The organism is Streptomyces roseus (assembly GCF_001044425.1).
Lineage (GTDB): Bacteria > Actinomycetota > Actinomycetes > Streptomycetales > Streptomycetaceae > Streptomyces > Streptomyces roseus.
Genome location: NZ_LFML01000033.1, coordinates 21,113 through 40,705, shown reverse-complemented (window position 1 = coordinate 40,705; position 19,593 = coordinate 21,113). Strand labels below are relative to the sequence as shown.

The 19,593-nt window shown below is 70.2% G+C and carries 12 protein-coding genes and 1 pseudogene; 10 read left to right on the top strand and 3 right to left on the bottom strand.

Going from position 1 to position 19,593, the window contains the following annotated elements:
• Positions 1-63: 63 nt before the first annotated feature.
• Positions 64-1,182 carry a lipid II:glycine glycyltransferase FemX gene (locus tag ACS04_RS09195; protein WP_030857748.1) on the top strand — a complete coding sequence of 373 codons (1,119 nt, stop codon included), beginning with the start codon at positions 64-66 and terminating at the stop codon, positions 1,180-1,182.
• A 71-nt stretch (positions 1,183-1,253) separates the two neighbouring features.
• Entirely contained in the window at positions 1,254-2,285 is a 1,032-nt protein-coding gene (locus tag ACS04_RS09190; protein WP_048476044.1) for an alanine racemase, read from the top strand.
• Between the two features lie 4 nt (positions 2,286-2,289).
• On the opposite strand, the gene ACS04_RS09185 is transcribed toward ACS04_RS09190, so the two are convergent.
• Together ACS04_RS09185 and ACS04_RS09180 are read right to left on the bottom strand one after the other, a co-directional pair.
• Complete coding sequence (locus ACS04_RS09185; protein ID WP_048476043.1) at positions 2,290-3,750, bottom strand: glycosyltransferase family 87 protein; 1,461 nt, start codon at positions 3,748-3,750, stop codon at positions 2,290-2,292.
• An 84-nt stretch (positions 3,751-3,834) separates the two neighbouring features.
• The gene (locus ACS04_RS09180) at positions 3,835-6,405 is read right to left on the bottom strand and encodes a transglycosylase domain-containing protein (RefSeq protein ID WP_048476042.1); all 2,571 of its coding nucleotides are present in this window, start codon (positions 6,403-6,405) and stop codon (positions 3,835-3,837) included.
• 273 nt (positions 6,406-6,678) lie between these two features.
• Between ACS04_RS09180 and ACS04_RS09175 the strand changes: the two genes are divergently transcribed.
• From ACS04_RS09175 to ACS04_RS09165, 3 genes are all read left to right on the top strand, one after another.
• Positions 6,679-7,281 carry a PadR family transcriptional regulator gene (locus ACS04_RS09175; protein WP_030857740.1) on the top strand — a complete coding sequence of 201 codons (603 nt, stop codon included), beginning with the start codon at positions 6,679-6,681 and terminating at the stop codon, positions 7,279-7,281.
• A 49-nt stretch (positions 7,282-7,330) separates the two neighbouring features.
• Positions 7,331-8,413, top strand: a complete 1,083-nt coding sequence (locus ACS04_RS09170) for an inositol-3-phosphate synthase (RefSeq protein ID WP_048476041.1) — start codon at positions 7,331-7,333, stop codon at positions 8,411-8,413.
• Positions 8,414-8,518: 105 nt separating this feature from the next.
• Positions 8,519-9,793 carry an MFS transporter gene (locus tag ACS04_RS09165; RefSeq protein ID WP_048476040.1) on the top strand — a complete coding sequence of 425 codons (1,275 nt, stop codon included), beginning with the start codon at positions 8,519-8,521 and terminating at the stop codon, positions 9,791-9,793.
• 53 nt (positions 9,794-9,846) lie between these two features.
• Here the strand turns inward: ACS04_RS09165 and ACS04_RS09160 are convergent.
• Positions 9,847-11,315, bottom strand: a pseudogene (locus ACS04_RS09160) (CCA tRNA nucleotidyltransferase).
• Between the two features lie 184 nt (positions 11,316-11,499).
• Between ACS04_RS09160 and ACS04_RS09155 the strand changes: the two are divergent.
• The 5 genes from ACS04_RS09155 (at position 11,500) to ACS04_RS09135 (ending at position 19,571) form a co-directional block, all read left to right on the top strand.
• Positions 11,500-13,767 carry a DUF6049 family protein gene (locus ACS04_RS09155; RefSeq protein ID WP_048476039.1) on the top strand — a complete coding sequence of 756 codons (2,268 nt, stop codon included), beginning with the start codon at positions 11,500-11,502 and terminating at the stop codon, positions 13,765-13,767.
• A 46-nt stretch (positions 13,768-13,813) separates the two neighbouring features.
• Positions 13,814-15,988 (top strand): murein biosynthesis integral membrane protein MurJ, encoded by a 2,175-nt coding sequence (gene murJ, locus ACS04_RS09150; protein WP_048476038.1) that lies wholly within the window; start codon positions 13,814-13,816, stop codon positions 15,986-15,988.
• Positions 15,989-16,105: 117 nt separating this feature from the next.
• Entirely contained in the window at positions 16,106-17,842 is a 1,737-nt protein-coding gene (locus ACS04_RS09145; RefSeq protein ID WP_048476037.1) for a protein kinase family protein, read from the top strand.
• A gap of 101 nt (positions 17,843-17,943) precedes the next feature.
• On the top strand, positions 17,944-18,645 hold the full coding sequence (gene sigM, locus ACS04_RS09140) for an RNA polymerase sigma factor SigM (protein WP_048476036.1): 702 nt from the start codon (positions 17,944-17,946) through the stop codon (positions 18,643-18,645).
• The gene (locus ACS04_RS09135; RefSeq protein ID WP_048476035.1) at positions 18,642-19,571 is read left to right on the top strand and encodes an anti-sigma factor family protein; all 930 of its coding nucleotides are present in this window, start codon (positions 18,642-18,644) and stop codon (positions 19,569-19,571) included. Before sigM ends, ACS04_RS09135 begins: the two co-directional genes overlap by 4 nt.
• The last annotated feature ends 22 nt before the right edge of the window (positions 19,572-19,593 follow it).

The following is a 19,593-nucleotide window of genomic DNA, read 5'->3' as shown; positions in this document are numbered from 1 at the left end:
GGCGCCCTTGTCGCAGTAGGCTTCGCGCCATAGCCAGCGAAGCCGCCGGAGGAGACGCCCCGCATGAGCCTGTCCCTGAGGACCATCAGCCGAGAGCAGCATCTGGGATACCTCCAGAGCCTGCCCTCGGCTAGCCACTGCCAGGTCCCGGCGTGGGCCGACGTGAAGAACGAGTGGCGCTCCGAGAACCTCGGTTGGTTCGACCAGAACGACGAACTGGTCGGTGCCGCACTCGTGTTGTACCGACAGCTGCCCAAGGTGAAGCGGTACCTCGCGTACCTTCCCGAGGGCCCGGTCATCAACTGGTACGCCCCGAACCTGGAGGAGTGGCTCCAGCCCATGCTGGCCCACCTCAAGCAGCAGGGCGCCTTCACCGTGAAGATGGGCCCGCCCGTCGTCATCCGCCGCTGGAACTCGGCCGCCATCAAGGCCGGCATCCAGGACCCGGACGTCAAGCGCCTGCGCGACGTGGAGGCCTCGGTCATCGAGCCCCGCGCCTTCGAGGTGTCGGACAAGCTCCGCCGCATGGGTTGGCAGCAGGCCGAGGACGGCGGCGCCGGCTTCGGTGACGTCCAGCCCCGCTACGTCTTCCAGGTACCGCTGGCCAACCGCTCGCTGGACGACGTCCTGAAGGGCTTCAACCAGCTGTGGCGCCGCAACATCAAGAAGGCCGAGAAGGCCGGTGTCGAGGTCGTCCAGGGCGGCTACGAGGACCTGCCGGTCTGGCAGGAGCTGTACGAGGTCACGGCCGAGCGCGACAAGTTCCGCCCGCGCCCGCTCAGCTACTTCCAGCGCCAGTGGACGGCCCTCAACTCCGAGGACCCGAACCGGATGCGGCTGTACATCGCGAAGCACGAGGGAGAGCCGCTGGCCGCGGCCACGATGCTCACCGTCGGCCAGCACGTCTGGTACTCGTACGGCGCATCGGCGAACCACAAGCGCGAGGTGCGGCCTTCGAACGCGATGCAGTGGCGCATGCTCCGCGACTCGTACGCGCTCGGTGCGAGCGTCTACGACCTGCGCGGCATCAGCGACACGCTCGACGAGAACGACCACCTGTTCGGCCTCATCCAGTTCAAGGTCGGCACCGGCGGCGAGGCCGTCGAGTACGTCGGCGAGTGGGACTTCCCGCTCAACAAGGTGCTGCACAAGGCGCTCGACATCTACATGTCGCGCCGCTGACCCGCTGTCGCACCCCCCCACACACCGCACCGCTGCACAGGCAGCTTTTTCGAGAGAGGCTCCGGACGGGCATGGCGCTCACGCTCTACGTCGACACCGCGCGCTGGCGTGCGCACCAGAAGCAGATCCAGGACCAGTTCCCCGGGATGATCCCGGTCTGCAAGGGCAACGGCTACGGCTTCGGCCACGAGCGGCTGTGCGAGGAGGCGACCCGTCTGGGCGCCGACGTACTGGCCGTCGGGACCACGTACGAGGCCGCCAGCATCAAGGACTACTTCGGCGGCGACCTGCTCGTCCTCACCCCGTTCCGGCGGGGCGAGGAGCCGGTGCCGCTGCCGGACCGCGTGATCCGCTCGGTGTCCTCGCTGGACGGGGTCCGCGGCTTGGTCGGCGCCCGGGTGGTCATCGAGTGCATGAGCTCGATGCGCCGCCACGGCATCTCCGAGCAGGACCTGGGCCAGCTGCACGCGGCGATCGAGGACGTACGGCTGGAGGGCTTCGCCCTGCACCTGCCGCTGGACCGCCCGGACGGCTCGGACGCCGTCGAGGAGGTCATCGGCTGGATGGACCGGCTGCGCGCGGCCCGGCTGCCGCTGCACACCATGTTCGTCAGCCACCTGCGGGCCGAGGAGCTGGCCCGGCTCCAGCAGCAGTTCCCGCAGACCCGCTTCCGGGCGCGGATCGGCACCCGGCTGTGGCTGGGCGACCACGAGGCGACCGAGTACCGCGGCGCCGTCCTGGACGTCACGCGCGTTGCCAAGGGCGACCGGTTCGGATACCGGCAGCAGAAGGCCGCCTCCGACGGCTGGCTGGTCGTGGTCGCGGGCGGCACCTCGCACGGGGTGGGCCTGGAGGCCCCCAAAGCCCTGCACGGCGTGATGCCGCGCGCCAAGGGCGTGGCCCGGGCGGGTCTGGCGACCGTGAACCGCAACCTGTCGCCGTTCGTGTGGGCGGGCAAGCAGCGCTGGTTCGCGGAGCCCCCGCACATGCAGGTGTCGATCCTGTTCGTGCCGTCGGACGCCCCCGAGCCGAGTGTCGGCGACGAGCTGGTGGCGCACCTGCGTCACACCACCACTCAGTTCGACCGGGTGCTCGACGCCTGACCGGTCAGTCCCTGGCGGCCGTGCCCCACTCCACCCGCTGTCCCGCCGAGGGCGCCGCGTCCTGCGGCGCCCTCGCGGCGTCCGACAGCACGAACACGTCCTCGGCGCCGTCCAGGACGCCGCCGGAGGGGTCGTCCGACCCGTCGCGGCGCACGACGTCCCGCTCGGGCAGCAGGATGTCGCGGACGACGACCGCGCACAGGTAGAGGGTCGTCAGCAGGTGGGCGGCGATCGCCAGCTGGTAGCCCTCCGCGGGCAGGCCCTGGTGCTTGTCCCCGCTGGTCGTGTAGGCGAGGTACAGCCAGATGCCGAAGAAGTAGACGACTTCGCCGGCCTGCCAGATCAGGAAGTCCCGCCAGCGCGGGCGGGCCAGCGCCGCGAGCGGGATGAGCCACAGCACGTACTGCGGCGAGTAGACCTTGTTGGCCAGGATGAACGCGGCCACCACCAGGAAGGCCAGCTGCGCGAAGCGGGGGCGGCGGGGGGCGGTCAGCGTCAGCACGCCGATGCCCGCGCACAGCAGCAGCGTGAGGCCCGTGGCGTACGTGTTGGCGTCCTCCAGGGGGTTCCCGGAGCGCTGGGAGATCAGCAGCCACACGGACCCGAAGTCGATCGGGCGTTCCTGGCTGAAGGTGTAGAACTTCTTCCAGCCGTCCCAGGCGAAGATCATGACGGGCAGGTTCACCACGAGCCACGAGACCGCGGCGCCGAGGACCGCGGAGCCGAACGCCCGCCACTTCCCGGCCCGCCAGCACAGCACGAACAGCACCCCGAGCAGCAGGACGGGGTAGAGCTTCGCGGCGGTGGCCAGGCCGATGAAGACGCCGAAGAGCAGGGTCCGGCCGCGGGACCACATGAGCATCCCCGCGGCGGTCAGGGCGATGGCCAGCAGGTCCCAGTTGATCGTCGCCGTGAGCGCGAAGGCGGGCGCGAGGGCGAAGAGGAGCGCGTCCCATGGCCGGCGGCGGTGGGTGCGCACGACGCACACGGCGATGACGGCGGTGCAGGCCATCAGCATCCCGGCGTTGACCATCCAGTACATCTGCTCGCGGTGCTGGATGGAGCCGCCGCCGGGGGTCAGCCAGGACGCGACCTCCATGAAGAGGCCGGTGAGGACCGGGTACTCCAGGTACTCCATGTCGCCCGGGAGGCGGTCGAAGTAGGGCGTGAGCCCGTCGGCGAAGCCGCGTACGGAGAACAGGTGCGGGATGTCGGAGTAGCAGGAGTGCGTGTACTGGGAGCCGGCACCCCGGAACCACGCCCAGTCGTAGCAGGGCAGCTTCTGCACCATGCCCAGCGCGAACATCCCCAGGGCCACGAGGGCCACGACCCGGACCGGGGTGAGCCAGTGTCCGCCCAGCCGGGCGTAGCGGCCCATGGGGCCGCCCAGGAACTCGCTGCCGGCCGCGGCGACCTCGTCCTGCTGGGTGGGCAGTACGGGCCGGTCCTCGTGCACCTTCGTCATGCGCTCATCCTGCCGTACGGGGCCGGGCACGCGGGAGGGCCGCCGCACGGTGTGCGACGGCCCTCGTCGGAGCGGGGGAGGGGGTCAGCCCGAGGTGCCCATGGAGGTCCCCCAGCTGGTGCCGCCGGGGCGGCCCGGTTTGCCCGAGGGGCTTCCCGACGGCGATCCGCTGGGTCCCCCGGTTCCGCCGGGGCCTCCGTTGGTGTTGCCGCTGTTCGTACCGCCGTTGGTGTCCGGGATGCAGTACAGCTCCCACGGCTTGCAGGTCGGCTTGCCGCCCTTCGACGGGGAGGGGGAGACCGGCGGGGAGGAGCTCGCCGAGGGCGAGGGCATCGACGGGGAGGGCGACGGGGAGAAGGACGGAGACGGCGAGGGGGCACCGGAGGCGTCCGCGGTGACGCCGATCTTCTCGGCTTCCGGGAACTCCTTGACCGGGACGCCCTTGAGGGCTTCCTTCATGTACTCGGTCCAGATCGCGGCCGGGATGTCACCACCGTGGATGGAGTCGACACCGCCCACCCCGTTCATGGAGATGAGCTTCTTGTCCTTGGAGTTCGGGTCGGTGCGGAACAGGGCGACCGAGGTGGACAGCTCCGGGGTGTAGCCGACGAACCAGGCCGACTTGTTCTGGTCGGTGGTTCCGGTCTTGCCGGCGGCGGGCCGGGTGAAGCCGAGCTTGCGGACCTTGGTGCCGGTGCCGTTGTCGACGACGTTCTCCAGCACCTTGGTGATGTTGTCCGCGATGGAGTTGTCCATCGCCCGCTGCTCCTTGGGGGCCCCGAAGCCGGGCAGCTCCTTGCCGTCCTTTTCGACGCTGGTCACCGAGAAGGGGTCGCGGTGGGTGCCGGAGGCGGCGAAGGTCGCGTACGAGTCGGCCATGCGGATGGCGCTCGGCGTCGAGGTGCCGAGGGCGAACGAGGCGTCGTCGTTCGGGTTCATCGAGTCCTTGAGGATGCCCGTGGACTGGGCGACCTCACGGACCTTGCTGTGGCCGACGTCGAAGACGAGCTGGGCGAACGGCACGTTGATGGACTTCTCCATCGCCTCGTTGAGGGTCACGTAGCCGTAGGGGTACGGGCCCTCGTTCTTCTGCCGGAACGGCTTGCCGGAGGCGTCCCGCAGCGGCTTGCCGTCGCGGTTGTTGATCACGGTCTCGTCGTTCGCGTTGTACTTGCTGTCGGCCGAGATGCCCTGGCCGTGCGAGTTCTGGGTGCCGTACCGCATCGCGGCCGCCAGCACGTACGGCTTCCAGGTCGAGCCGACCGGGACGCCGAGGGTGTCGGCGTTGTTGCTGAAGTACTTCTTGTCCATGCCCGGGCCGCCGTACAGGGCCACGATCGCCCCGGTCTTCACGTCCACCGAGGCGGCGCCGAACTGGACGAAGGTGTCGTACTCGGGCCGGGCCTTCTCGTCGAGGAAGTTGTTGCGGGTGTCCTCGACGGCCTTGACCAGGGCGTCCACCCTGGGCTTCTGGAAGGTGGTCTTGATCTGGTAGCCACCGCGGGCCATCTCTTCGCCCGTGAGGCCCGTGACCTTCATCACGTACTTTTTGGCCGTGTCGACCAGATAGCCGGTCTGTCCGGACAGGCTGCGGGCCTGCTCGGAGTCGACGATCTTGGGGAACTCCTTGAACTGGTCCCGCTCGGCCTTCTGCATGCGGCCCACCGCGACCTCGCGGTCCAGGACCCAGGCCCAGCGCTCCTTGGCCCGCTCGGTGTTCTTCTCGGGAGTGGCGGCCGTGCCGACGCCGCCGTCCGGGTTGTACAGGTTGGGGCCCTTGAGCACGGAGGCCAGGAAGGCGCTCTCGGACGGCGTGAGGTCCTTGCAGTCCTTGCCGAAGTAGGCCCGCGCGGCCGCCTGGATGCCATAGGCGTCCCGGCCGTAGTAGGCGGTGTTCAGGTAGCCGGCGAGGATCGTGTCCTTCTCCTCGGACACACCCAGCTTTATCGAGATGAAGAGCTCGGTGACCTTCCGCTTCAGCGTCTGGTCGGAGTCCAGGTACGTGTTCTTGACGTACTGCTGGGTGATGGTCGAGCCGCCCTGGGTGGAGCCGCCCTTGGCCATGTTCCACACGGCGCGGGCGATGCCCATCGGGTCGACGCCCTTGTCCGTCTCGAAGGACTCGTTCTCCGCGGCGATCACGGCGTTCTGCATCGACTTGGGGATCTTGTCGATGGGCACGATCTGGCGGTTCATCGAACCGCCGGTGGCCACCATCTGGGTGCCGTCCGCCCAGAAGAAGACGTTGTTCTGGGCCTGGGCCGCCTTGTTCGGGTCGGGCGTGTTCACCGAGGCGATGCCGATGCCCGCCCCCGCCGTGACGACGGCGAAGAAGCCGAGCGCCGTGCCGCAGACCAGCTTCCAGGACGGTACGAACCGCTGCCAGCCGTCCTTGTCGGAGCGCGGGTAGTTGATCAGTCTCTTGTCCGCGCGGCCTGCGCCGGCGCCCGCGGCGCCGCGCCCGCGGGGGGTGGCCTGGCGCGCGCCGGCCCGGCCGCCGTGGCCGGGCGGCTCTGCGTACGGTCCGCTGGGCGACGCTGTGGGGACGTCGCGCTCGGGCCCGGCGCCCCGGCCAGGGCGCTGCTGGGCGGCCCGGCGGGCCGCGGCACGTCCGCCTCCCTCGGGCTGCGGCGGTTTGCGGCGGTGCTCGCTCATCGAACGACTACTCCTCGGGCAGGCGAGTGGCCTGGAAGCGGCAGGTGAATTCCGGTTCCCCCGTTGTCATGGCCCACAGACTACGCACGCTCAAAACCCGAACAGTGCCGAAGTTCACCCCAAATCAGGCAACTCGCTTGGTGCGAATTAGTGATGTGACGCCGGTCACCACGTCTCCCCTTGTCGCCGGGGGCGCCCCGTTCTATCGTCTGGATGTATCGAGCCGATACATCAGCTCGGTATAAAACTCAGGGGCGAGGGAGAGGCAGGCGGATGAGCAGGCGCTCAGGCATCCTCGAGTTCGCCGTCCTCGGCCTGCTTCGCGAATCCCCCATGCACGGGTACGAGCTCCGCAAGCGGCTCAACACCTCGCTGGGGGTGTTCCGCGCGTTCAGCTACGGGACGCTCTACCCCTGCCTCAAGACGTTGGTCGCCAACGGCTGGTTGATCGAAGAACCGGGCAACGCCCCGGAAGACGCTCTCGCCACTTCACTCGCAGGGCGCCGCGCCAAGATCGTCTACCGGTTGACGGCCGCGGGTAAGGAGCACTTCGAGGAGCTCCTGTCCCACACGGGCCCCGATGCCTGGGAGGACGAGTCCTTCGCCGCGCGCTTCGCCTTCTTCGGTCAGACCGAGCGGGAAGTGCGCATGCGGGTCCTGGAGGGCCGCCGCAGCCGGCTGGAGGAGCGTCTGGAGAAGATGCGCGCCTCGCTCGCCCGTACGCGGGAGCGGCTCGACGACTACACGCTTGAGCTGCAGCGGCACGGTATGGAGTCCGTGGAGCGCGAAGTGCGCTGGCTGAACGAGCTCATCGAGAGTGAGCGGGCGGGACGGGATCGGAGACGACCCGGTCCGCCCGACGAAACTGCAAAGTGAGGCCTGCATCTCGCAGGCCTCGTCCAAGAACGAACAGGGAGCAACCGGAATGGGTTCGGTTCGCGTAGCCATCGTCGGCGTGGGCAACTGCGCCGCCTCGCTGGTGCAGGGCGTCGAGTACTACAAGGACGCCGACCCGGCGGCCAAGGTCCCCGGTCTGATGCACGTCCAGTTCGGCGACTACCACGTGGGTGACGTCGAGTTCGTCGCCGCGTTCGACGTCGACGCGAAGAAGGTCGGCCTCGACCTTTCGGACGCCATCGGCGCCAGCGAGAACAACACCATCAAGATCTGCGACGTCCCCAACGCGGGCGTGACCGTGCAGCGCGGCCACACCCTGGACGGCCTGGGCAAGTACTACCGCATGACGATCGAGGAGTCCGCCGAGACCCCGGTCGACGTGGTCCAGGTCCTCAAGGACCGTGAGGTCGACGTTCTCGTCTGCTACCTGCCCGTCGGTTCCGAGGACGCGGCGAAGTTCTACGCCCAGTGCGCCATCGACGCCAAGGTCGCCTTCGTCAACGCCCTCCCGGTCTTCATCGCCGGCACCAAGGAGTGGGCCGACAAGTTCACCGAGGCCGGTGTGCCGATCGTCGGCGACGACATCAAGTCGCAGGTCGGTGCCACCATCACGCACCGCGTGATGGCGAAGCTGTTCGAAGACCGCGGTGTCCGTCTCGAGCGCACCATGCAGCTCAACGTCGGCGGCAACATGGACTTCAAGAACATGCTGGAGCGCGACCGCCTGGAGTCGAAGAAGATCTCCAAGACGCAGGCCGTCACCTCGCAGATCCCCGACCGTGAGCTCGGCGAGAAGAACGTCCACATCGGCCCGTCCGACTACGTGGCGTGGCTCGACGACCGCAAGTGGGCCTACGTCCGCCTCGAAGGCCGCGCCTTCGGCGACGTCCCGCTGAACCTCGAGTACAAGCTCGAGGTGTGGGACTCCCCGAACTCCGCCGGTGTCATCATCGACGCCCTGCGCGCCGCGAAGATCGCCAAGGACCGCGGCATCGGTGGCCCGATCCTGTCGGCTTCGAGCTACTTCATGAAGTCCCCGCCGGTGCAGTACTTCGACGACGAGGCCTTGGCCAACGTCGAGAAGTTCATCAAGGGCGAGGTCGAGCGCTAAGTCGGATCCCACGGGTCTTCGGACACCTGGTCTTCGACCGTTCTTCCGCGGAGGGTCCCCGGGCAATGTGCCCGGGGACCCTCCGCGTATGTGACCCTTGCCCTCATGCCTGTCGTACGTGATCTGCGCGTACTCCTGCGCCTGAGGGACTTCCGCAACCTGCTCGCCGTACGGCTGCTCTCCCAGGCCGCCGACGGCGTGTACCAGGTGGCGCTCGCCACGTACGTGGTGTTCTCCCCCGAGAAGCAGACCTCGCCCGCGGCCATCGCCTCGGCCATGGCGGTCCTGCTGCTGCCCTACTCGGTGATCGGCCCCTTCGCCGGAGTACTGCTCGACCGTTGGCGACGGCGCCAGGTCTTCCTCTACGGCAACCTGCTGCGGGCACTCCTCGCCTGCGTCACCGGCGTACTGATCGTCGTACACGTCCCCGACTGGCTCTTCTACGCCTCGGCCCTGTCGGTCACCGCCGTCAACCGCTTCGTCCTGGCCGGGCTCGCCGCGTCCCTGCCCCGTGTCGTCGCCCCCGCCCAACTGGTCACGGCCAACTCGCTCTCGCCCACGGCCGGGACGCTCGCGGCGGTCGCCGGCGGAGGGCTCGCCTTCCTCGTCAGGCTGCTGGCCTCCGACTCCAACGCCCTGGTCGTGCTGGTCGGCGCCGGTCTCTACCTGTGCGCGGCCCTGGTTTCGCTGCGCCTGGCCGTCGGCCTGCTCGGCCCGGACCACCCCGCCGGCCAGGTCCACCCCTCGGTCGCGCAGGGGATAGCCCTGACCGTCCGCGGCATGGTGGAAGGGCTGCGGCACCTGGCCTCCCGGCGCGAGGCGGCCCAGACGCTGACCGCCATGACCCTGATGCGCTTCTGCTACGGGGCCCTGTTCGTGACGCTGCTCATGCTCTGCCGGTACGCCTGGTCGGACAGCGAGTCAGCCGGCCTTGCCCTGCTGGGCATCGCGGTCGGCGTCTCCGGGGCCGGGTTCTTCGCCGCCGCCGTGATCACCCCCTGGCTGGTGGGGCGGCTGGGCACCCGCGGCTGGATCACGGTCTGCGCTGCCGGCGCGGCCGTCCTGGTGCCCCCGCTCGGCCTGTTCTTCGCGCCGGGTCCGATGCTGGCCGCGGCCTTCCTCCTGGGCCTCGCCACCCAGGGCGCCAAGATTTCCACCGACACGGCCATCCAGTCCCATGTGGACGACGACTTCCGCGGCCGGGTGTTCTCCGTCTACGACGTGCTCTTCAACATCGCGTTCGTGAGCGCGGCCGCCGTGGCCGCCCTGATGCTCCCGCCGGACGGGCGTTCCGTCACGCTGATCGTGAGCGTGACCCTCCTCTACGCGCTGACCGCCGTCTACCTCAAGCGGCGCGGACCCCGTTCCCGAGGCGTCTGACGCACCGGCCGGGTCGATGTTTCACGTGAAACATCGACCCGGCCGGCCACGGTTCAGGCCTGAGCCGCCCACCATTCCTTGAGCGCCGTGACCGCGGCGTCGCGCTCCATCGGGCCGTTCTCCAGCCTCAGCTCCAGCAGGAACGCGTACGCCTTGCCGATCACCGGGCCCGGACCGACGCCCAGGACCTGCATGATCTCGTTGCCGTCCAGGTCCGCTGCCGGATGGCGTCGAGCTCCTCCTGCTCCTGGAGCTGCGCGATGCGCTCCTCCAGGCCGTCGTAGGTACGGGAGAGGGCATTGGCCTTGCGCTTGTTGCGGGTGGTGCAGTCCGACCGGGTCAGCTTGTGCAGGCGGTCCAGGAGCGGGCCCGCGTCGCGGACGTAGCGGCGCACGGCGGAATCGGTCCACTCGCCGTCCCCGTAGCCGTGGAAGCGCAGGTGCAGCTCCACCAGCCGGGACACGTCCTTGACCATGTCGTTCGAGTACTTCAGCGCGGTCATGCGCTTCTTGGTCATCTTCGCGCCCACCACCTCGTGGTGGTGGAAGGAGACCCGGCCGTCGCTCTCGAAGCGGCGCGTGCGCGGCTTGCCGATGTCGTGGAGCAGGGCCGCCAGCCGCAGCACCAGGTCCGGGCCCTCGTGCTCCAGAGCGATGGCCTGCTCCAGCACGATCAGCGAGTGGTCGTAGACGTCCTTGTGCCGGTGGTGCTCGTCACTCTCCAGCCGCAGGGCGGGCAGCTCGGGCAGCACGTGGTCGGCCAGCCCGGTGTCCACGAGCAGACCCAGGCCCTTGCGCGGGTGCGCGGACAGCAGCAGCTTGTTCAGCTCGCCCTGCACCCGCTCCGCCGAGACGATCTCGATCCGGTCCGACATCGCCTTCATCGCCGCCACGACCTCCGGGGCGACCTCGAAGTCGAGCTGGGCGGCGAAACGCGCCGCACGCAGCATCCGCAGCGGGTCGTCGGAGAAGGAGTCCTCCGGGGTGCCGGGAGTACGCAGAACGCCCGCCTGGAGGTCCTCCAGGCCCCCGTGCGGATCCACGAACTCCTTCTCCGGGAGGGCGACCGCCATCGCGTTCACGGTGAAGTCGCGGCGGACCAGGTCCTCCTCGATCGAGTCCCCGTAGGAGACCTCGGGCTTGCGCGAGGTGCGGTCGTAGGACTCCGAGCGGTAGGTGGTCACCTCGATCTGGAAGTTCCGATCGGCCTCTGCGACGCGGGCGCTCTTCTGCGCTCCGACCGTGCCGAAGGCGATGCCGACGTCCCAGACCGAGTCGGCCCACGGCCGGATGATCTTCAGGACGTCCTCGGGGCGGGCGTCGGTGGTGAAGTCGAGGTCGTTGCCGAGACGCCCGAGCAGCGCATCGCGTACGGACCCGCCGACGAGGGCGAGGCGGAAACCGGCCTGCTCGAACCGGCGGCCGAGCTCGTCGGCGACAGGGGCGACCCGCAGCAGTTCACTGACCGCGCGGAGCTGCACCTGACTCAGGGCACTGGGGTTGTCTTCGTTGGCGTTCGGCACAACAGAAAAGGGTACGTGCCCCGCCCGGCGAGGGCTTCCGCCTTTATGGCGGCCCCGGCATGCGGGACCGCCGGCCCGGCCCCGATCATGTGGAGCAAGGCGCGGCACTCGCGCACAGCGGGTCTCGTTACCATGCGTGGACGCACAAACGAGACCACTGACACTTCGAGGGACGGGCTAGCGCGTGGCCGAGGCGGCAGACATCCAGGGGGCATCCCCCGCACCTGCCCGGCGCCGCTGGCTGCGGCGCGCAGTCGTCCTGCTGGCCGGGACCCCGGTGCTCGCCGCCCTGGTGTACTCGCCCGCCCCGCAGGCGGCCCAAGCCGCCGAGGCGGGCACCGTCGACGTACAGCTGGACGGGATGGCGCCGGCGGCCCCGGTCAAGGGCGACACGCTCACCATCTCCGGCAGCGTGGTCAACAACGGCCGCGAGACGATCACCGGCGCGCACGTGGGCCTGCGGGTCGGGCCTGCCCTGGGCGACCGGGCCTCCATCGACGAGGCGGCGGAACGCGCCGGGTTCCGGGCCGGCACGGATCCCGGTGAGATCGACCCGGCCTTTGCCGTGAAAATCCCCTCGCTGCCGTCCAAGGTCAAGCAGGACTTCACCCTCACGGTTCCCGTGAACAAGCTGGAGCTGGACAAGGATGGCGTCTACCAGCTCGGCGTCTCGCTGTCCGGGGAGACCGAGAGCCGCCAGTACGAGCAGGTGCTCGGCATCAAGCGGACCTTCCTGCCCTGGCAGCCGGAGGCGGCCGCCAAACGCTCTCAGCTCACTTACCTGTGGCCGCTGATCTCCACCACGCGTCTGACGGCGGAGACCGGCTCGGACGAGCTCCAGACCCCCGTCTTCCTCGACGACTCCCTGGCGGAGGAGCTCAAGCCCGGCGGGCGCCTCCAGCAGATGGTCGCCCTCGGCAAGGACCTGCCCGTCACCTGGGTCATCGACCCCGATCTGCTCTACACGGTCGACGCCATGACCAAGGGCTACCGGTACCGCGCACCGGACGGGCGGATCGTCCAGGGCAAGAACAAGGCCGTCGCCGAGCAGTGGCTGAGCTCCCTGGAAACCGCGGTCCAGGGCAAGAAGATCGTCGCGCTGCCGTTCGCCGACCCCGACATCGCCTCCCTGGCCCACCAGGGCAAGGACGTCTCCGGCACCCTGGGCCAGCTCAGGCCCGCCACCGACAAGGCGAAGCAGGCCGTGGAGACCGTCCTGCACGTCACACCGTCCACCGACTTCTCCTGGCCCCTGGACGGCGCCATCGACCCCTCGATCGTCAACGTGGCGACCTCGGCGGGCGCCCACAACGTCCTGACGCGCAGCGACAGCCTCCAGGAGACCGGCGCCCTCGGCTACACGCCCTCCGCGGCCCGCCCCATCGGCGCGGGCACCACGGCGGTCGTCGCCGACGCCGACCTGTCGACCGCCTTCCAGGGCGACATGCTGAACGCCGGGGACGCCACGCTGGCCGTGCAGCGCTTCCTCGCCCAGAGCCTCGCCTTGAACCTCCAGAAGACCGAAAGCCCGCGCAGCTTCGTCGTCACTCCGCAGCGCATGCCGACCACGAGCCAGGTGCAGACGATGGCGGCCGCCATACGGGGGCTGCAGGCGGGCCGCTGGACCCAGCCGGCCGACCTCGACGCGGCGGCCGCGGCCAAGCCCGACCCGGGCGTCAACACCCAGGTCCCGGGCGCCGGCCAGTACCCCGAGGCGCTGCGCAAGACGGAGCTTCCGGTCTCCGCGTTCGAGAAGATCCGCACCACCCAGAACACCCTGGACCACTTCAAGGTGATCCTCAGCGCGCCCGACCGCGTGGAGATCCCCTTCGGCAACACCACGAACCGCGAGATGTCCACCTCCTGGCGCGGCCGCCCGGAGGAGGGCCGGCTCTACCGGGACCAGGTGCAGGAGTACCTGATCGGTCTCACCGAGAAGGTCAAGGTCGTCCCCAAGTCGGACGCCACCTTGTCCGGGCACAGCGCGACGATCCCGGTCAGCGTCCAAAACGGCCTCGTCCAGGACGTCCACAACCTGGTCCTGCGGGTGAGGTCGGCCAACCCGACCCGCCTGATGTTCGGCGACAGCGGCCAGGCCGAGCAGGAAGTGACCGTCCCGGGTGGACACAGCCAGACGGTCAAGTTCACCGCCAACGCCACCGCGAGCGGTCCCGTCGAGGTCACCGCGCAGCTCTTCACCACGGACGGCGTGCCGTACGGCAAGGCCCGCAAGTTCACCGTGGAGGCCACCGAGATCACTCCGACCGTCATGCTCGTCATCGCCGGCGGCGTCCTCCTTCTCGTCCTGGCGGGCATCAAGATGTACGCCAGCCGCAAGCGCATCGCGGCGCGGGCGGCGGCCGAGGAGAGCACGCAGCCGAGTGACGGGACCCCGGACACCGGAGCGCAAAGCACCGGGCCGTCCGGCACGGGTGAGACAGTGGACCGTTGAGCGATGCCGTGGCCGGTCGGCCTGGGGACGATGAGGTGGGGTTTCGATGAACGCGCCGTACGACGGTGACCGCGCGCAGGGCACTGGTGGGCCCGCGCCCTCCCAGGGCACTGCCCCGGGCACCCCGGTGGCCGGGCAGGTCCCCGCACCTGCGCCCGCGCCGGACCGGGACCCCTACGTCGAGGATGCCTACGACTACGACCCGTACCGGTCCCAGGACCTGTCGGCCCAGGACCCCGTGGCCGAGGTCCTCTACGACCGGGCCTCGCACCCTCCGCCGCCGCCCGGCACCTACCAGGAGCCCGGGCCGCTCTACGCGGCCCCGCAGGCTCCCGCGCACGCTCCCGACCCGCACGTCTGGGCCCAGACCCCGGCGCCCGAGCCGGACGGGCCCTCGCGGCACCTGCCCTACGGCGACCACGCGACGACCACCCAGTTCGTCGGGGTGGACTCCCTGGTGACCAAGGCGGCGGACGAGAAGCCCGAGCCCGACGCCTTCGCACACCTCTACCGCGACCAGGAGGGCGCTCCCGGCGTCCCCGCCGAGGACGCCCCCGTCGCCGTACCGGCGCCGAGCAAGCCCGCCGGCCGCGCCTCCAGCCTGCTCAAGTCCAGCGCCCTCATGGCCGCCGGCACGATCGTCTCCCGCATCACCGGCTTCCTGCGGACGCTCGTCATCGCCGGCGCCATCGGCGTCGGCACGTTCAACGACACGTACCAGATCGCCAACACCCTGCCGACGATGATCTACGTGCTGGTCGGTGGCGGCGCGCTCAACGCCGTCTTCATCCCGCAGCTGGTTCGGGCCATGAAGCAGGACGACGACGGGGGCGAGGCCTACGCCAACCGCCTCCTTACGCTCGTCGTCGTGCTGCTGGCGGCCATCACCACCATCTGCGTCCTCGCGGCGCCGGTGTTCATCACGATGATGTCGCCGAAGCTCGCGTCCGACCCCCAGCAGATGGACGTCGCGGTCGCCTTCGCCCGCTACTGCCTGCCGACCATGTTCTTCATGGGCGTGCACGTGGTTCTCGGTCAGATCCTGAACGCACGCGGCCGGTTCGGCGCGATGATGTGGACCCCGGTCCTCAACAACATCGTCGTCATCGCCACGTTCGGCGCGTTCATCTGGGCCTTCGGTGGCTTCACCACCTCCGGTGTCAACGCGACCACCGTCACCGCCGAGGGTGTCCGTCTGCTGGGCCTCGGCACCCTCCTGGGCCTCACCGTCCAGGCCCTGGCGATGCTGCCCTACCTGCGCGACGCCGGCTTCCGGCCGCGCCTGCGGTTCGACTGGCGGGGACACGGCCTCGGCAAGGCCGCGCGCCTGGCCAAGTGGACCTTCTTCTTCGTCCTGGCCAACCAGGTCGGCCTCGTCGTCGTCACGCAGCTGGCCACCTGGGCCGGTTCCGTCGCCGAAAAGCAGGGGCACCCCGGCACCGGCATCACGGCCTACAACTACGCGTTGCTGCTGTGGCAGATGCCGCAGGCCATCATCACCGTCTCCGTCATGACCGCCGTGCTGCCGCGCATCTCGCGTTCCGCCCACGACGGGGACGCCGCCGCAGTCCGCGACGACATCTCCTACGGGCTGCGCACCTCGGCCGTCGCGATCGTGCCCTGCGCCTTCGCGTTCCTGGCCCTCGGTGTCCCCATGGCCACGCTGCTGTACGCCGGTTCCGGATCCGGCGCCCAGAACATCGGCTACGTCCTGATGGCCTTCGGCCTCGGACTCATCCCGTACTCCGTGCAGTACGTGGTCCTGCGCGGGTTCTACGCCTACGAGGACACCCGGACGCCCTTCTACAACACGGTCATCGTCGCGGGCGTCAACGCGGCCGTCTCCACCGCCGCGTTCTTCGTGCTCCCCGCGCGCTGGGCCGTCGTCGGCATGGCCGCCGCCTACGGTCTCGGCTACACCGTCGGTGTCGGCGTCGCCTGGCGGCGCCTGCGCAACCGGCTGGGCGGCGACCTCGACGGTGCCCACGTGATGCGCACCTACGCCCGCCTCACCGGCGCCTGCGTCCCCGCCGCCGCCGTGGCGGGCGCGGCCGCCTACGCTGTCACCCAGTGGCTCGGGAGCGGAGTCACCGGCTCCCTCGCCGCGTTGGGCGCCGGCGGTATCGCGCTGGCCGCCGTTTTCATCGTGGCGGCCAAGCGGATGCGCATCCAAGAGCTCAACGCCATGGTCGGAATGGTCCGCGGCCGTATGGGTCGCTGATGCGCACAACCGTCGGACCCCTTCGCGTGTCGTGCATAGGGCCGGACTGTGGGCACAATTGGCATGGCTTCGCAGACTGGCCGACAGCGCGTAACGGATGGGGAGGCAGGAACGACGGTGGCGGAACGTAGCACGGCTGCCGTCGACGTGGCCGACAACGGCGGCAATGAGCCGCCGGCCGCAGATGCGGCGAAGGCCACGGCCGACGGGGTGGACACCCAGAACGGACGAGCCGCGGACGGACCCATGCCCGAAAAGGACGGCGAACGCAGAAAAGCGGCCCCTGCTGCCGCCCCCGAACTCCACAGCGGCCACAAGCTCGCCAGGCGCTACCGCCTCGAAGAGTGCGTCACCCGTCTGGACGGATTCAGCAGCTGGCGCGCCATGGACGAGAAGCTGCGCCGAGCCGTGGGCGTCCACCTGCTGCCCGCCGACCACCCCCGGGCCCGCGCCGTCCTGGCCGCCGCCCGCTCCTCCGCCCTGCTCGGCGACCCGCGATTCGTCCACGTCCTCGACGCCGTCGAGGAGAACGACCTCGTCTACGTCGTCCACGAGTGGCTGCCCGACGCCACCGAGCTGACCGCGATCCTCGCAGCGGGCCCCCTGGAACCCCACGAGGCCTACCAGCTCGTTACCCAGGTCTCGCAGGCCATGGCCGCCGCGCACCGCGAGGGCCTGGCCCACCTGCGGCTGACGCCCAGCGCCATACTGCGGACCTCCACGGGCCAGTACCGCATCCGGGGGCTCGCCGTGAACGCCGCCCTGCGAGGCATCACCAGCGACACCCCGCAGCGCGCGGACACCGAGGCCATCGGCGCGCTCCTGTACGCCGCCCTGACCCAGCGCTGGCCGTACGAGGAGGACGCGTACGGGCTCACCGGCCTGCCGAAGGGCGTCGGCCTGATCGCACCCGACCAGGTCCGCGCCGGAGTCCACCGGGGACTGGGCGAGCTCGCCATGCGCGCCCTCGCCAACGACGGGGCCACCGCCTCCCGGCAGGAGCCGCCCTGCACCACCCCGGAGGAGCTGGCGAAGGCCGTCGCCGCGATGCCGCGCATCCGGCCGCCCGAGCCCGCTTTCACCGCTCCGCCCGAGTACCAGCACACCACCTACCAGCAGGGCAGCTACGGCCGTCCGCAGTCGCACCCCGGCGTGCCCGGCAGCCTCACCATGTCCGTCCCCGTGCCGCCGCCCCCGCTGCAGAGCCGCACCGGTCGCGTCCTCAAGTGGGGCGTGGCCGCCCTGCTCATCGCCGCACTGGGCTTGGGCAGCTGGCAGCTCGCCGACACGCTCCTGGAGCGCGTCAAGGGCGACACCGGCAGCAACGGCTCCACCCAGCAGCCCAAGGCCGGCGAAGCCCCCAAGGGGGCCAAGCCGACCACCCCCGGCAAGCCCCTGCACATCGGCAACGCCACCGCCTTCGGCAAGGAGCCGATCAAGCCGGAGGACGCCGACAAGGCCGCCGACGGCAACCCCGACAGCGCCTGGGTCACCAAGGTGTTCTACGGCTACGCCAATTTCGGCAACCTGGACAGCTACGACGACGGCAGCGGGATCGTCGTCGACCTCGGCAGCGTGCAGGACGTGGCCGGCCTTGACGTCGACATGTACGCGGCGGGGCAGAAGGTGGAGGTCCGGGCCGCCTCCCCGGAGGCCTCCTCGCCCCGCTCCCTCTCTGACTTCTCCCACGAGGTCGTCAAGCTGACCACTGCGGGGAAGAACCTGAAGACCACTCTGGAGACCCCGCTGAAGGCCCGGTACCTGGTGATCCACATCACCGCGCTGCCCTCCGATTCGAGCGGCGGCTACCGGGGCGGCATCAGCGAGATCAAGGTGCTCGGCACGGCCGAGTAGGACCGGACCGCCACCAATACGGGACCGCTGCGCCGACTGCGCGGCGGTCCCTCGTATTCGTCCCGCCCGCACCGTACGCTCCCTTCCGGAGGAGAGGTGTGATGCAGTCACCCAGGGGAGACGAGCGGAGCGACCAGGAGCTGCTGGCGCTGCATGCCGCCGGTGATCCCGATGCCTTCGGGGAACTCGTACGGCGCCACCGCGATCGGCTGTGGGCGGTGGCCCTGCGCACCCTCGGCGACCGCGAGGAGGCCGCCGACGCCGTACAGGACGCCCTCGTGTCGGCTTACCGGGCCGCCCACACCTTCCGCGGTGAATCGGCCGTCACCACCTGGCTGCACCGCATCACCGTCAACGCCTGTCTCGACCGGGCCCGCAAGGCCGCCTCGCGCAGGACCTCGCCCCTCGACGACACGGACCGCCTGGAGCGCCTCCTGGAGCCCCACGAGTCCGCCGAGGCACCCGCGGAGCGCCACGATCTCCACCGTCAGCTCCTGGCCGCCCTCGGGACGCTCCCGGCCGAACAGCGGGCCGCCCTGGTCCTCGTCGACATGCAGGGATACCCCGTCGCCGAGGCCGCCCACATCCTCGACGTCCCCACCGGCACCGTGAAGAGCCGGTGCGCGCGCGGCCGGGCGAAACTCCTTCCGATGCTCACTCATCTGCGCTCGAATGCCGGGGATAACACCGACGCCGAGCGGGGAAGGAACCGGACGCCGGGGACACCCGTCCCACCAGCGGCAGGCTCCAGCCGGCCGGCCCCAGACGCAGACACGGTGAAGGGTGGAGGTGGACGAACGTGACTCCCGCAACCGGCACGATCCGGCACCCTGACGTTTCGGAGATCTCCGACCTGGCCGAAGGGCTCCTCTCCCCGGTCCGAAGCTCCGAGGTGCGCCGCCACCTGGACGGCTGCCCCCTGTGCGCCGACGTCCTCGCCTCCCTGGAGGAGATCCGGGGGCTCCTGGGCACCCTGCCCGGGCCGCCCCGGATGCCGTCCGATATCGCCGGGCGCATCGACGCGGCCCTCGCCGCCGAGGCCCTTCTCGACTCCACCGCGCCCCGCGCGGAGACCGTCCCGCCCTCCGATGTTTCACGTGAAACATCGCCGGCCACTCCCTCGGGTCCCGAGAGCCGGCGGCCCGCCGGTCACCCGGCCGGAGCGACCGGTCCCGGACGCCGACGCGCTCGCCGCCGCATCGCCGTCATCGCCGGCCTGGCCGGAGCGGCCGCCTGCGCGCTGGGCGTCTTCCTCACGGGCAACCTGATCGGGAGCGGCTCCCCGGACACCGCCGCCCGCAGGTCCGCGACGAGCGCCACAGCCGAGGCGCCCGCCGACGGCACGTACACCGCGCAGGGCCTCCAAGACAACGTGCGCCGGCTCATGGCCGCCGGACCGGGTGCCAAGACCGCCCCGCAGGAGGAACAGCGGAACAACACGTACGGATTGGAGAACACCACTCCGTCCCCGAAGCTGGCCCCCGGTGACGGCAACCGCACGGACGCCTCCTCGGTGCCGGCCTGTGTCCAGAACGCCACTGGTCGTCCCGAGAGCCCGCTCGCTGTCGAACGTGGCAGCTACCAGGGCACCGAGGTCTACCTCCTCGTCCTGCCGCACCCCGGCGACCCCGCCCGGGTGGATGCCTACCTCGTGGGCGCCGAGTGCGCGAGCAACCCATCGACCACCCCTGACAAACCATTGCTGACCAGGACATATCCTCGGAGCTGACACCTTCGCGTCCGCGAGGGAG

Bases quoted from the DNA above. Each gene is read 5' to 3' on its own strand.
- murJ (WP_048476038.1), top strand. From the start codon at position 13,814: ATGAACGCGCCGTACGACGGTGACCGCGCGCAGGGCACTGGTGGGCCC.
- ACS04_RS09165 (WP_048476040.1), top strand. From the start codon at position 8,519: ATGCCTGTCGTACGTGATCTGCGCGTACTCCTGCGCCTGAGGGACTTC.
- ACS04_RS09190 (WP_048476044.1), top strand. From the start codon at position 1,254: ATGGCGCTCACGCTCTACGTCGACACCGCGCGCTGGCGTGCGCACCAG.
- sigM (WP_048476036.1), top strand. From the start codon at position 17,944: ATGCAGTCACCCAGGGGAGACGAGCGGAGCGACCAGGAGCTGCTGGCG.
- ACS04_RS09180 (WP_048476042.1), bottom strand. From the start codon at position 6,405: ATGAGCGAGCACCGCCGCAAACCGCCGCAGCCCGAGGGAGGCGGACGT.
- ACS04_RS09195 (WP_030857748.1), top strand. From the start codon at position 64: ATGAGCCTGTCCCTGAGGACCATCAGCCGAGAGCAGCATCTGGGATAC.
- ACS04_RS09175 (WP_030857740.1), top strand. From the start codon at position 6,679: ATGAGCAGGCGCTCAGGCATCCTCGAGTTCGCCGTCCTCGGCCTGCTT.
- ACS04_RS09170 (WP_048476041.1), top strand. From the start codon at position 7,331: ATGGGTTCGGTTCGCGTAGCCATCGTCGGCGTGGGCAACTGCGCCGCC.
- ACS04_RS09185 (WP_048476043.1), bottom strand. From the start codon at position 3,750: ATGACGAAGGTGCACGAGGACCGGCCCGTACTGCCCACCCAGCAGGAC.